Annotated in this window: 12 protein-coding genes; 5 read left to right on the top strand and 7 right to left on the bottom strand. The window is 35.8% G+C overall.

The window, feature by feature from the left end; translation table 11 throughout:
• Positions 1–128: 128 nt before the first annotated feature.
• On the bottom strand, positions 129–1,043 hold the full coding sequence (locus tag L6W14_RS12430) for a class I SAM-dependent methyltransferase (protein ID WP_131520059.1): 915 nt from the start codon (positions 1,041–1,043) through the stop codon (positions 129–131).
• A 134-nt stretch (positions 1,044–1,177) separates the two neighbouring features.
• Here L6W14_RS12430 and L6W14_RS12425 point away from each other — a divergent pair, with 134 nt between their 5' ends.
• Positions 1,178–1,612 (top strand): hypothetical protein, encoded by a 435-nt coding sequence (locus tag L6W14_RS12425; protein ID WP_237898119.1) that lies wholly within the window; start codon positions 1,178–1,180, stop codon positions 1,610–1,612.
• A 1,414-nt stretch (positions 1,613–3,026) separates the two neighbouring features.
• On the opposite strand, the gene L6W14_RS12420 is transcribed toward L6W14_RS12425, so the two are convergent.
• The 3 genes from L6W14_RS12420 to L6W14_RS12410 all read right to left on the bottom strand — a co-directional run bounded on the left by L6W14_RS12420 (position 3,027) and on the right by L6W14_RS12410 (position 6,255).
• Complete coding sequence (locus L6W14_RS12420) at positions 3,027–3,761, bottom strand: class I SAM-dependent methyltransferase (RefSeq protein WP_237898118.1); 735 nt, start codon at positions 3,759–3,761, stop codon at positions 3,027–3,029.
• A 296-nt stretch (positions 3,762–4,057) separates the two neighbouring features.
• The gene (locus L6W14_RS12415; protein WP_237898117.1) at positions 4,058–4,582 is read right to left on the bottom strand and encodes a hypothetical protein; all 525 of its coding nucleotides are present in this window, start codon (positions 4,580–4,582) and stop codon (positions 4,058–4,060) included.
• 248 nt (positions 4,583–4,830) lie between these two features.
• Complete coding sequence (locus tag L6W14_RS12410) at positions 4,831–6,255, bottom strand: VanZ family protein (protein ID WP_131520063.1); 1,425 nt, start codon at positions 6,253–6,255, stop codon at positions 4,831–4,833.
• A 398-nt stretch (positions 6,256–6,653) separates the two neighbouring features.
• Between L6W14_RS12410 and L6W14_RS12405 the strand changes: the two genes are divergently transcribed.
• Positions 6,654–6,815 carry a hypothetical protein gene (locus tag L6W14_RS12405; protein ID WP_193767318.1) on the top strand — a complete coding sequence of 54 codons (162 nt, stop codon included), beginning with the start codon at positions 6,654–6,656 and terminating at the stop codon, positions 6,813–6,815.
• A 463-nt stretch (positions 6,816–7,278) separates the two neighbouring features.
• On the opposite strand, the gene L6W14_RS12400 is transcribed toward L6W14_RS12405, so the two are convergent.
• Both L6W14_RS12400 and L6W14_RS12395 read right to left on the bottom strand, forming a co-directional pair.
• On the bottom strand, positions 7,279–7,740 hold the full coding sequence (locus tag L6W14_RS12400) for a DinB family protein (protein WP_048392558.1): 462 nt from the start codon (positions 7,738–7,740) through the stop codon (positions 7,279–7,281).
• Positions 7,741–7,914: 174 nt separating this feature from the next.
• Positions 7,915–8,118: an RNA polymerase subunit sigma gene (locus L6W14_RS12395; protein WP_131520064.1), complete on the bottom strand. Its 204-nt coding sequence runs from the start codon at positions 8,116–8,118 to the stop codon at positions 7,915–7,917.
• Positions 8,119–8,365: 247 nt separating this feature from the next.
• On the opposite strand from L6W14_RS12395, the gene L6W14_RS12390 reads away from it, so the two are divergent.
• The 3 genes from L6W14_RS12390 to L6W14_RS12385 all read left to right on the top strand — a co-directional run bounded on the left by L6W14_RS12390 (position 8,366) and on the right by L6W14_RS12385 (position 13,924).
• A complete protein-coding gene (locus tag L6W14_RS12390) occupies positions 8,366–8,875 on the top strand; it encodes a ClbS/DfsB family four-helix bundle protein (protein WP_131520065.1) in 510 nt (169 codons plus the stop codon).
• Between the two features lie 729 nt (positions 8,876–9,604).
• On the top strand, positions 9,605–9,730 hold the full coding sequence (locus L6W14_RS23045; RefSeq protein ID WP_255501574.1) for a hypothetical protein: 126 nt from the start codon (positions 9,605–9,607) through the stop codon (positions 9,728–9,730).
• A gap of 63 nt (positions 9,731–9,793) precedes the next feature.
• Positions 9,794–13,924 (top strand): chitobiase/beta-hexosaminidase C-terminal domain-containing protein, encoded by a 4,131-nt coding sequence (locus L6W14_RS12385; RefSeq protein ID WP_237898116.1) that lies wholly within the window; start codon positions 9,794–9,796, stop codon positions 13,922–13,924.
• A gap of 119 nt (positions 13,925–14,043) precedes the next feature.
• Here L6W14_RS12385 and L6W14_RS12380 read toward each other — a convergent pair whose 3' ends face one another.
• Positions 14,044–14,226 carry a hypothetical protein gene (locus L6W14_RS12380; RefSeq protein WP_237898115.1) on the bottom strand — a complete coding sequence of 61 codons (183 nt, stop codon included), beginning with the start codon at positions 14,224–14,226 and terminating at the stop codon, positions 14,044–14,046.
• Between the last annotated feature and the right edge of the window lie 21 nt (positions 14,227–14,247).

Here is a 14,247-nt window from a genome sequence, read left to right as displayed (position 1 = left end):
AAATCTAGGAGGTGTAAGGCTAATTAGCTTTACACTACTATAGTATACTAATTCTCTATATTGAAATAGTTAATTGCCTGGGTAATAAAAAGAAAATTTAGAATTTTATAAAATTGAATGGGGTGGACCTATTTTTTAACAATATGCATGTAATGGATAGTTTCAAAAGCACATAAGTAATCTGTTCGATTTTGAAAATACAGCTCTTGAATCGCTGTAGGAGATAGATGTTCATATATAAGCAAACCTAATCGATCTAGCATCCTCTCCATGTCCTCATAAGCATAGCATGATTTCATTGGTTCACCACCAACTGCGGCCATTTTGACCATGTTTTCTACTCTATTGGAGAGTCCTTTTTCCGTGAAGAGTGTTTCATCACCATAATCCAAGACAATGGAACTACCTGATGGAACTAAGGCAAATAGATGATTGAGTAAACTTGCTAATTCATCTTTTGTTAAATAATAGGACACACCTAACAGACTAAAAAATGTTTTTTTAGATTGAAAGCCTTGCTCTGAAAATAATTGAGATTGAAATTGCTTTGTAAAATCCATTGGTACAAAATGCAGATGATTCAAGAGGGGGAGAGAAGCTTCCTGTAATCTTTTTATTTTGGATGTCTGTGTTGTGGGATAATCCACCTCAAAAATTTCCAGCATGGTTTGTCCTTGTTGCTGACGATATGGAAAAGTATCAAAGCCAGCACCTAAGATGACATATTGCTCGACACCAAGCTGTATTTCGCTATGCAAGACCCTTTCACAATAAGCAGCACGTGCCAAAGGAGTCGGAGAGAGTTGAACCTGTGTAATCCATTTTATTAATTCCTTTGAATCGTCTTTAAATTTTGTAGCGATATCTTTATTAAAAAATGCAATGCCTTGTATCAGATTAGCTTGAATATTTTGATATTCTTCTTGTGAAATCAATTCCTTGGCTAAATAATCATCAAAAATTTTCGGCGTATCAAATTGGCTATGGTAGGCTCTACTAAAGGCAGCAACTAATGAAGTGATACTAGATTTCTGTTGATTCATACCAACACTCCTTAACAAAAAATAGGATTCCCCTGGCCAGGAGAATCCTATTATATATAATATTTATTTAAAAGTAAATTTTAGCATAAAAATATTTTTTTGTCAAGTTATAGATACTGAGAAAGAGGAGTAATATGAAAAAATTTAAAATAGGCTTATCTTTACTCTTAGCAGTAATTGTTAGTGGTATGCTTATTACATGGAAAGATCAACGCTATTCTGCTATTGATCTATTAGAAAATGCTAATTTTCATGTGGAAAATTCCACTGTTACGCTACATCGTATAGATACAGATACAGAAGATATCTTTTCTGAAATGAAAATATCAAAAGAAACACAGCAAGAATTGATACAGTCTTTTCAACAGGTAACATTCAAAAAAACAGCCATAAAAACTATTGATTACGATTACCGAATGACAATTTCACTCAATACAAGCTACCCGATGTTCATTGATTCTAAAAATAAAATATTGGTTCTCCTTAACACAAATGAAAGCTTTGAAATGATAGAAGATCACGTTTTTTTTAGTCTTTTAGAAAAAGCAATGGAAGATTCACAGAATTAGTTAGTATCCAACACAAGCTATAAGTAGGGATACAGCATAGATCTTCCCTGTGAATTATGTAGATGAACCAACTGGGAATGGTGAATTTCACACCTCCTTTTATAGTGTCCATTCTGATGAAGAACTCGGTATCTGATATGAGGTGAAAAATAAAGGCACACAACAATTTAACTGGAGTGTCACGGCTTCGGAAGGGAAAATATGGGCTAAAGGTAGAGTAGCTGCTGAAGGACAAACATCTTTACTGGAAAAGGAAGCCTATATAAGTCAGAGGGAGCGTGTGCTATGTCAATTAGTATGGTGGATGGAGCTAACGGCGTGTTTGATTTGCCATTTAATTAGTAGAGTAAAAAATTTTTAAGAATGTGTAACTTTTTAAAACATCAGCCGTCTAACTCATCAGTAGAATACAAAGAACTAAAGCAAACTAGTAACATTCACTTTTCACAAAAGGGCCAGGATTCACATTTTGTCGTGTTTCCTGGTCTTTTTGTGGTGGTAGTCCTATAATTTAACGAAAAAATAAAGAATTTATGAAACCTTTAGCCTGTTCATTCGTATTGTAATTTGAATCTAAAGCTAGACAAGATTTAGTAAGATTCACTTTCACTTAAAAGACTAGAGCTTACATCATCATGTGAGAGTCTAGTCTTTTTTGTATGGTTGTTCAGATATTGTTCAGTATAATATGTTAATCTATGAATGAAGATATTTCATAGTCTTCAACCTAAACGCAAAATGGCCAGTTCTCTTTAAAAGAGTGACTGGTCTTTTTGTTTAATGTTCCTTTAGCAGACGTGTTTCTTCAGCATGTTTTATGAATAGCACGAAAAAGTTAGTAGCTTCACCTATCATAGTTAAAATCATAGAGACCTGTATGGTTTTAACAGCGCATGTCTTGCTTGTATTGCTTTTCCATCACTATGCGAGAATGATGAAGCGGATTTCATGCTTTTAGCAGAAATTTTTCAGTTAGAGCAGGGGGAGCATTGTTATCAATTTCAGTTTGTAGAAACATTCTTTAAATTATGTGAAAATAGCAAACAGTCACCCACCTATACAGTGGGGCTGTCATTGGTAAATGACCCTGTGTCATGAGCTACGGTTAGTCATTTATGAGATTTCGTTATTTCTTATTTTAATGAAACTAAGAAAGACTTAAAATTTGATAGAATGATTTATTTTCTCGAAAAAGCATTAATTCCCCCTAAAATCCTATTGGAAAATATTTTAACTTGTTCAGCGCCTCAAGTTGTCGTAGTATTATAACGAATCAAAACTAAGTAAGTTAGTAAGATTCACTTTCACAATAAAACCAGGTGCTCCCCAAAAGAGAGCATCTGGTTTTTTGTTTATATACGATATAGCTGTATACTTAGCGATACCCGATCCATATTGCCTAAGCACACAGTGATTATTTTTTCTCAGCTGTAATGATTAAAAACATAGGTCTCCGTAGTTCATCCTGCATGTCCGGAATATTTTTTAGCATTTCCTCTGAAGGCATAGGTTCCTTCACCGCACTTATCGTAAATCCAGCTTGTATTAAGACATTCATATAAGTAGACAGTGTGCGATGGTATTTAATAACATTTTCGGTAAGGAAGGTCGTTTCTCGAATGCCTTCTATCTGATAATGATCAACTGCCCAATGCAGGCGGTTGCCATTCTCATCGTAGACCCAATCTTGTTCATTGCGTGATGTGTATATAGGATGCTCTACAGAAAAGACAAATGAACCATTAGGTTTTAGATAAGCATAAACCTTCTTACAAAGTGCTTCGAAGGATTGTACATAGTGAATCGCTAATGAACTAATTACTACATCAAATTGAGAAGCAGAGAAATGGATATCTTCGATCGGCATCTTTAAATAGGTAATAAAAGGATCATTCGTTTTTTCCTGCGCTTTTTGCAGCATTTTTTCTGATAAATCCACACCAATTACTGATTTTGCCTGTTGTTCACGGGCATAGCGACAATGCCAGCCGAAGCCACAGCCTAGATCAAGTACGGTCTTATCCTGGAAATCTGGAAGAAGTGCTTTTAATACGTGCCATTCACCTGCCGCGTCTAGTCCTTGAACGGAACGTGGCATTTTTTCATATTCGGAAAAGAAATTGATTTCATCATATTTATTTTGTTTCATGTATAGAACACTCCTATCAATTAAATTCGCCCCCTAAATCTACTGACAACCTAGGAGGCTAGCTATCTTCTTCTAACCATTGTTCCACCTCATGTAACTATTTTTTTTTACTATAACACATGATCATTCAGGCGTACCTAAAAAATAGGAGAAGAACAGACTTGGCGTCACTTGATTATGAGTAAGAAATAAATAATGAAGTATTAGAGGAAGCCAAATACACTCCTCGTCAAATCAAAAAGATCCCATCTCTAAAATTTAGAGATGAGAGCTACTGTCCTTTATATACTTTTAATCTAACCATTTAATTGAACAATCGTTAAGGAGCGGTTAGCATAACTAGCGACGAAGGAATCTGAAGCTGCACTGGCTCCCACCACATCCCCTGCGGCTAATGTAGCTTGGACCACATAGGCCGAGCTACTTCTATTGACAACATTAAAGACTGCAATGCCGTTTAGAAAAATCGGTTGACCATTGACGGTAATGCTAACTGTGAAAAATGGTTGATCAGGATCAGGGGCTGCTGTTGCTTGCGCATTAATCGAAATGGTGATTTGATAGACACCGTCATTTTGAACGACCAATTCATTCCCAGATGGGCTAACCGTAACATTTGATAGCGGACCAACCACTTGGAAAGTGACGGGTATTGGATCAGGTGATAAAAGGCCCAATGTATCTCCTCTAAGGGATCCATACGCTAAAGCACTTCGATCTGGTGAAGGGACAGGAACAACAGGACCAAGAAGCGCAACAATTTTTGGGGAATATTTCATTTCATTTGGACAACAGTTCTGACATGTATGTTTACCGAACATTCTCTAACCCTCCTCTATGCTCTCAATATAAATATTATATTCAACTCTCTTATCTTTAATAGAACCGGCACCTAGGCTACAGATTAGATAAAACCTAAAAACACTAGTATTTTTCTGTTAAGTAGTTACTTGTTGATGGTGTCCATTTTGTTAGAAGTATTCCAAAGTTTGAGATGTTATTTCAACTCATATAAAAAGAAAGCCAAGTATCAAGTCTGGGCTTTCCTTAGTTAGCGGTATTAAAAAAGCTACTTTCTCGCCTGAATCAAGGTGAACCAACTTTTTCCATTGAATGTACCAGAAACTCTGTATATGGGTTGATAGAAATCTTTTGTATCATACATATACGAGAGCTCTATTAAATCGACAGTAAGCTGATCGCCTTTTTTTATCAACAGTTCTTCTTCTGTTACGAGTGCATTATATTTTATCTGTGGAAATTCGCCCTTCTTAATTCGCTCATACACCTCTGCAGGTGACAAAATATTTACTTCACGGATCAATTGATGCTCATGAATATTATACGATAATGAATACAAACTACCATCTGGTTTCAAACCGAGCTCTACCTCACCAAGCCAATAATCTTGGTTCAATTCAGCTTGGTCAGGAAGCGTCCATTCAAATACGCCATTATCCAAGGCTGTAAACTCCCCATCTTTAGGAAGGAGAGAAAGCTCATCCATCATACTCTTTGCCTTCTTCACAAGTGTCTCTTGCACAGCTAAAGAAGGTTGCACGGGCGTATAAAGATCGTCTGTTAGCGACCAATTTCCCTCTGAATTAATAAATAGCGTATACGAGTTCTCGGCTTTATCTTTCAATAAGAGCTCACGATCACCACGAATATCCTGCCGACTTAACTCTGATAAATCCAATTTCTTTTGCAACAAAGTCTCAACTTCATCTGTATGAATTATTTTTTTATACACGGGGGCAACGGTAGATGCTGTATGTAAATCTAATGAGGTGGTTACATCAACATCCGACATATTTAATTTTGTGTAGGCATTAATTGCTAAATGACCAAATTCCTGTTGAGCGTAGACAATCATCATGCCAATAAAAATCAAACCCATCATGAGAGGAATGGCTAGGTTTCCGATCAAACTTTTCATTTTTATTTTTTTATGCTGAACAATAGAAGATCCTAGTCTATATAACTGGTATCCAATAATCCCACCAAGCGAGTTGTTGATTAAGTCATCAAGCTCGAAAATCCCTGCTCCTGTAAGTGTTTGATACGTTTCAATGGATAAGGTTGCCATCACCACTACAGGAAGAAGCCATTTGAACAATTTAAATTTAGAGAAAAGTAAAGGTAAGAAAATGCCTAGTGGCACAAACATTAAAATGTTAAAAATACAATTTTGAAGATCACGTAACGAGTATTTCTTCCATGCATCTATATAGCCACTAAATGGTTGGAGATTCATTTGCATGAAATGGGAAGAACCACGCCCAAAAATCGTTAGTTCACACACAAATACAATATAGCCGATAAAGAGTGCTACAAGTATCAGTTGCTTAAAGTTTGTTTTTTTTCGATTTGACTGATGTTTTTTATGATAGAGGAAATAATAAAGTCCAATAAGTAAGAACTCTGCACCAACTATAAGGATGACTGGTAACATTAAAATTCGAATGTTATTCATAATATCTGTAACGCCCAAGACAAGATGCTCCTAACTATGTTAATCTATTGTCGACTTTTCTTATTGTAAATGGTAATTATTAATAATTATTGAGAAAAATTATGAAGATTTCTTAAGATTTTGTAGTATACCTAATTGAGGGAAAATGCTTTTATTTTCCGTAAAAAAGGGGAGGAACAGTCTAGGGATTATCAACAAAGTTTATGAAAATTGCACGTTTAGAGGCAAAGATAAACCTTGCTGTTTCGATTTATCAGCATAATTTTATGGGCAATAAAGTATAGGTAGGCATTTTTTATAAGACTTCCGTTGTATTGTCTTGTCAGTCCTTGTAATCAAAATTGACATAAACAATTGTCAGAAAATATCAATATACCCTATAATAAATAAAAAAGCTGAGAATAAGAGGTGAACTTATGGGGAAACCAGTAGATTACAATCTATTTCCGGGTTATCAAAACACACTTGACTCCAGACTTGAAGAACGTAAGGAAGAATTTATTGAGGAACTAGAAAGAGCAAAAGTTGATGGACATATACTTGAATTTGAGAAAACACCAGAAGAATTGCCCCAATAGTAAGAGCAAAGCATCTTGAAAAAAGATGCTTTTTTCTTTTATTTGGAGCTTGTTTATATGTATAAATTGGGCTTTTCACTGCAAGGAGCTCTTCCTTTTTAAGCGATAATAATTGAGAGAAATGTCAATAATCAATAGGATGTAGAGTACGCTAAATACATTTAAAATTAACGAAGGCAGAGGGAAAATGACCTCTCTAATCAATATTAACCAAATAGTGGTTGATACTAAAACAATCGCATCCAATAAAATAACCATAGTATGTTTGTGGGCTTTAAAAATAAAATTAAATACAACTAGCCTTACTATAAGTGGCGTTGTTAAGAAAAATGAATAGATCTGTGTAATTTCTTCTAGGCTCACATGCATCTCCCTTTGGTGTTATTTGAGTTAAATAAGCGGCAACAAATAAAAATAGGACTATTAACAGTAGTCCTATTTTAAGAGTATAGCATATAAATGTCTATTTTTCCATTTTACGTAAATAAGCGAGTTGTCCAATATGATAGGCATTATGAGTAGCAGCATTAGATATGATGGCCCACCATTGCGCCTTCACAGGGAATCCATTTACGATAGATAAAAGTTGTTCTTCCTCAATTAATTCTTGCCACGTAAGTAGGATATGTAATAGCTTTTCTTTTAGTTCATAGAAAGTTACCTCCTCTTTAACTAGAAACGTATTCGCATTATTTGTTTGCGAAGGAGCCTTCACTTGATTTTCTCGATACCGTATTTGCCAAATTTCATTCCAGTAGATTAGATGCTGGACAATTTCAGCCATACTATGGCTAGAAGAATCGGGTTTCCAAAAGGCTTCTGCTTCAGATAACCCTTCTACGACTTCAGAAAATGAGATATACCAACTTGGGTCATTTGCATTAGCTAAAAGTTGATCTAACAAAATGGTCTTCGCCTCCATCATTCACGTTCCTTTCTTCAAAGTAATTTATTGAATAGTATAACATTTTAAGTTTTAATATACCGATAAAATAGTAGTTCTGACTAGCTTTTATGAATGCAACAATAAAAAAGCTGCAGCTTATTAGAGCTACAGCAAATATAGATGCGGATTTTAACACTAGTTAAAACAGGCAAATCAGCTTCTATTTTCAGCTTTTTCCGATTCTTCTTTTTTACTTCTGAGTAGTAATGCCATGAATAAGAAACTGGCCACCCAAAAGGCAAAGAATAAATTTTCTAGCAAAGCCCAATGACCATTTTTACTATAATTCCAAATGGTTGTAAATAAAAAAATAATGATAAAGAATGCGATATATAAGCATTTTCCGAATGTAGTCACTTCAAGCACCTCTATTATTAATCATCACACATAAGAAAAGAAGAACGTAATAAAACTCTCTGTTTCACTCGTTATGGGTGATACACTCAAGGTTAGTGTGTGTAAATTTTGGTTACTTATACATCCACCGAAAAAATAGAAGGTAACACTTACCATATAACAACTTTTTTAAAAAAAATTTCAAAATTAGCGTATTCGCGTTATGTTAGACTGAACTTAAGAAATAGGTGGAAGGGACGGAAATAGAGTGAGACAGTATGCCAACAAAGAAGAATTGATTAGTACGATTAACGAAAAGTATAAAAAATATATTGCCGAATTTCATGATATACCAGAAATCTTGAAAAACAAACGGATTAAAGAAGTTGATAAAACGCCGTCTGAAAATCTTTCTTATCAACTTGGTTGGATAAATCTTTTGCTTCACTGGGAGCAAAAAGAACAAAAGGGCGAAGAAGTACATACACCTGCAGAAGGCTATAAATGGAATAATCTAAGTGGATTGTATAACTCTTTTTATCAACAATACGGAGAGTACTCTTTGAAGGAACAACAATCAATGCTTAATGAAGCTGTCAATCATTTATGTGAGTGGTTAAATACCCTTTCAGAAAAGGAATTATTTGAAGTTGATCAAAGACGATGGGCAAAAACACAAGCTAATTGGCCTGTTTGGAAATGGGTTCATATTAACTCAGTTGCTCCATTTACAAATTTCAGAACCAAAATTCGAAAATGGAAGAAGATGAACCTTTAAAAGATTAGATGTTCCTTACTATAACAAACCAAACGAATTGACTTTAGCCTTCCACAAATGGAGGGCTTTTTATTATCCACTATGACAACAAGTGCGATGGGTTATGGTACGTTTTACTGTATCTCGATGCTTCATATGAAGGAGGTGGAAGGGAATCAGTCAAGCAACAATCTTTCAGCGAGCTGCTATTATGGTGACCACTCTAAGAAAAGATAACACTTATCCATGTCAGTCCTTCTCTACAAAAGTGAAGTTTTTTTATGCTGACAGAGCTAAGCTGGTACATTGGCGCTTTTTATTCATACGGAAATGTAATTACATAATATAAAACTACTATTCAAATGACTATTGTAAAAGATAAATATGTACTATTTTACATAGAATTTAGAATATTCATATTAAATAACAAAGTTTTATTATTTTTCTGTTAAAATTATTATGTTAAACAATATTTTGGTATTGTTTGATAATTACCGATAATTTTGTTAAGAGGATTTAAAACTTATCTTACTAAACAGGAATAGGGAGGGATTACGCAAAGTATGAGTAAGTGGGGAAATCCAAGTATTTGAACGCATTAACAGCTTCAGCGGTTGTAGTAACACCAATTACAAGGATGTACAGCGCTCGCCACAATTTTATAAAAAGATTAATAATTTAATGATCGTGCCATGATGGGTATATTTAAACCCGAAAAAAACTAATCATCTGTATTTTGGAGAAGCTTTAATGCGAATTTCTTTAATGCCATCTGGTAGTACAGGTACTATTTCGGGGGATTTAATCATTTATGCGCCGAATGTAATCCTCTCTTTAGATGGGTTAACCGTTGTAGGGAACACAGTAATTGAATAATAACTTCCATGTAAAACCTAAGGAAAAGATTATGTTAGACTAAAATCATAAGGAGCTAAGCGAATGAAGAAATATGAATGTAATGTCGTTATCAAAATAGCGTTATCATTTTTACTTGTAATCTCTATGATTTCACCTTACTTCACAGTTGTAAAGGCCGAAACGACAGAAGCTATTGGCGTGGGGGAAGCGGTCAATCAATTTGATCCAACCGCAGTAAAGAGTAATGTTACTGTAGAGGGATATATAGTAGGGTTCGCCAAAAGTGAAACTTCTTATTCTGTAATAGCAGATAGTGACACAAATATTGCGATTGCTGATACACCAGATGAAACAGATGTCACGAAAATGCTGTATATTCAATTGCCAAGCTCCTATAGAGCCAATTTCGGATTATTTACTAACCCAAGTAATCTTGGGAAAAAAGTTAAAATAACAGGTTCACTAGAAAAATATTTTAGTAACCATGCAGGGCTAAAATCACCAACTTCAATGGAGTTTGTTGGGGACGATACAACCGAACCAAATCCTCCCGAGACTGAAGTAACCATTGCCGAAGCTCGTGCAGCTGTTGGAACAGACCGCACAGTTCAAATTCAAGGGACGGTTACGACAACACCTGGTGGCTGGGGAGGCAAGGCCTTCTATGTACAGGATGAGACAGCAGGGGTATATGTCTTCTCTAGTTCTGCAGAAGCAGGGAGCTTAGCTGTTGGAGATATTGTCAGCATCACAGGGAAAACTAGTTTATATAGTGGAGAAGTTCAATTTAATTCACCGACAATTGAACGGATTTCTACAGGGACGGCACCTACACCGCAGACAGTAAATTTACCGATTGCGGATGATAGCACACAAGGAAGATTAATCACACTTGAAAATGTGAAGATTAAAGATTTAGCGCCATCTGGTACGTATGGTACATTTGAATTTAAAGCAGTCGATGCAGCAAATAACGAGCTGTTAATTCGCCATGATAACCGTACAGGCTATCAGTTCTCTCAGTTTGAAGCAGATGGCTTCAATAACAATGATGTCATCACAGTGACAGGGATTGCGTCAACTTTTAACGGGACCTATCAATTAAAAACGTTAAGCGCGGAAAGCTTCCAATTAGTATCAAACTATGAGCCAACACAAGTAGAGAATATTAAGGCTTTACCAGCAACAGGGGAAGTTTATGCAGGAACGAAAGTAACATTGTCTACAAATACCCCAAATGCAACCATCTATTACACAATCGATGGTTCTGAACCGTCAGTAGCTAGTGAGGTTTATGATGCAGCAGCGGGGATTGTTGTAAATGAAGCCATGACTATAAAAGCATTTGCTACTGCAACAGGCCTAGACGATAGTGACATTGCTTCCTTTAATTATACAATTAAAGAAGAACCAACCGTTATATCCATTACGGAAGCTCGTAATAAAGCAATCGGGCAAACTGTTATCGTATCAGGGATCGTGACAGCAAAATTAGAAACGGCTACAGCCCACATTCAAGATGAAGATGGGGTGGCGATAGCCATTTATCCTGTGGATAGTCTTGCCGCAAATGTCGGTGATCGAGTGACGGTTCAAGGAAGAGTAGATGAATATAGCGGTCTAAAGCAATTAACGAATATTTCACTTGTTGGTATGCCTGTTCCTTCGACAACACCAGAGCCACATCTTATTAAAAGTAATGAGATGGCAGAAGACAATGAATCGAAACTAGTTACAATTAAAAATGTGACCGTTACTGGTTCGGGTCAAAACTTTACAGGAACTGATGAAGCTGGCCCATTTGCTATTTACGATAAAACAAGAGATTCTGGTTTAGTGAGTGGAAAAACGTATGGGGAAATTACAGGGATTGTTGGTCAATATACAAACCATCAATTGCTCCCTCTTCGCGTTATTGAAGATGTAACAAAGGTCCAGGATATCAAAGCTTCTCACGTCGGAGGCGTAACAGCTGGCACGAAGGTTTCGCTTTCTACAGTGACAGAAGGTGCAACGATTTATTTCACAGTGAATGGCTCAACACCAACAACTGCTAGTACGAAGTATACAGAGGAAATCCTTGTTAATAAACCAATGACAATTAAAGCGATTGCGGTAAAAGAAGGTTTAACGAACAGTGCAATGGCTACATTTGTTTATGAAATTATAGATACTAAAAATGCCAAGATTAGCGATATTCAAGGGGCAAGCCATAAATCACCATATGTCGATTTAACAGTAAATGATGTGGCGGGAATTGTAACATTTGTTTTAAATTCAACTAGCTTTATTATGCAAGAAAACGAGTCGTCATTTGATGGCGTAAAATCAACTGCTATCAAAGTAAATAAGACAGGACATAATGTAGCAGTAGGGGACGTTATTAACGTTTCAGGAAATGTAGTAGAGGCGGGTGGCAACTCTCGATTGACAGATACACAAATTGCAGCAACAAATATTACAAAAACAGGTACAGCAGGAACTCCAGAAGCCCTTGTGATAGGGGAGGATCTGTTGCCACCAAATAAAATTATCGATAATGATAGTTTTGCAATTTTTGACCCACAAGAAGATGGCATCGATTTTTGGGAATCTATCGAGTATATGCTGGTATCATTCCCGGATGCGAGAGTAATAGGACCGATTTATAATAACGATTCTCCAATTGTTGTACCGAGCACAACTAATAATACATTCAATGTGAATGGTGGTTTAAATATAGCGGCCGATGATTATAACCCAGAAAAAATTATGCTTGAAGGGGTAGCTGGTAAAAATTATGATTCAGGTGATCGTTTTAATGATGCCCTTATCGGATTTGTAGAGAATTTTACAGATGGCTATCGACTGAACACAAATAAAGTCTTCCCAGAAGTGACAAAAGCGAATCTTCAGCAAGAAGTGACGCATCTTGAACCAGTAGCGGACAAGTTAAATGTCGCTTCCTATAATATCGAAAACTTTTCAAATAATCCTGCCAATACATCGAACGAAAAAGTAGCCAGAATAGCAGCGACATTTGTGAATAATATGAAATCACCAGATATTATTACATTAGTCGAAGTTCAAGATAATGATGGACAAACCGATTCAGGAAATGCAGATGCATCGGAAAGCTACATGCGATTAATTCATGCAATTAAAGCTGCGGGTGGTCCTGCGTATGATTGGATTGATGTCATGCCAATGAACAATACAGTAGGTGGTGCACCTGGCGGTAATATTCGTGTAGGCTACCTATATAATCCAGAACGTGTTTCATTAGTGTCAGGTACAAAAGGGATGGGTGACCAAACCAATACGTGGACAGCAGATGGAAGCCTCGCTTTAAATCCTGGCTTTGTTGATCCATCAAAATTTGTAGATACACGAAAACCAATTGCAGCCGAATTTGAATTCCAGAAAGAACGTGTAGTGATTATCGGAGCTCACCTAAATTCTAAAGGTGGAGATGGTTCACTTTGGGGACCAACTCAGCCACCAGTGCTAGAATCAGTAAAGAAACGTATTCAGCTTGCTCAAGCCATTAATGACTTTATCGATGAAGGGCTTGCCATTAATCCAGATTTAAATATCATTGTAGCAGGGGACATGAATGACTTTGAATTCACACCAGCTCTTCAAACGTTAAAGGGTGATGTTTTAACGAATATGATAGATAAAGCCCCAGAGCAAGATCGTTTTACGTACTTCTTCCAAGGAAACAATCAAGTGTTGGATCATATTTTAGTTTCGAATAATCTTGCTGACGTTACAGAAATTGATTTGATTCATATAAATGCGAACTTTACAGAAGCACAAGGCCGTGCATCAGATCATGACCCAGTATTAGTTCAAATTGATTTGAAGGCAGACAATGAGGAAATACCAACTCCAATAACACCTGAAGATGTATACAATATTGATAACTACAAAACTGGTAAACTAATCATGAATCGCCCAAGTATTTCGCTATCGTTAGGGAAAAATACGAATATTAAAAATGGAATTGCAGTGTTTAGTCAATATGCTGAATTCCATGGGGAAGGATTTGCGAATAAAACAGTAACGATTAGTCCCAAAAAAGGAAATGCGATTATTGACTTTAAAGGTACGAAAATAGGTGAAATTATTATCGAAGGAAAAAATGTAAAAGAAATACGAAATTTACCCGATGGAGCTACTATTACTTATACGAAAGGGGCTTCGGCAGAGGAAATTGAGTTTAAGTAGTATCTAAAAAAATAATCCAGCACTAGTTTATATTGATTTAGTGCTGGGTTGTTTGCTAATTAACCACTGAAAGTTGTTGATTAATCAAAAAATAACCAAGTGTCCATATGAATACTTGGTTATTTTTTACTTTTTATAAAGCCCATATGTGGAAAAATAAATTTTAAACCGATAATTAAAGCAAAGAACCCTGAAATCTTTAATGTTACATTTGTAAATGTCTCTCCATTTTCAGTGATATTCATTAGTAAACTGCCAAAGGCAATAAAAATAAATCCAATCAAACCAGAAATATATTTCAATCGATCATCCCCTTATTTAAA

The organism is Lysinibacillus sp. ACHW1.5 (assembly GCF_022014815.1).
Lineage (GTDB): Bacteria > Bacillota > Bacilli > Bacillales_A > Planococcaceae > Lysinibacillus > Lysinibacillus capsici.
This window is presented reverse-complemented; position numbering and strand designations above follow the sequence as displayed.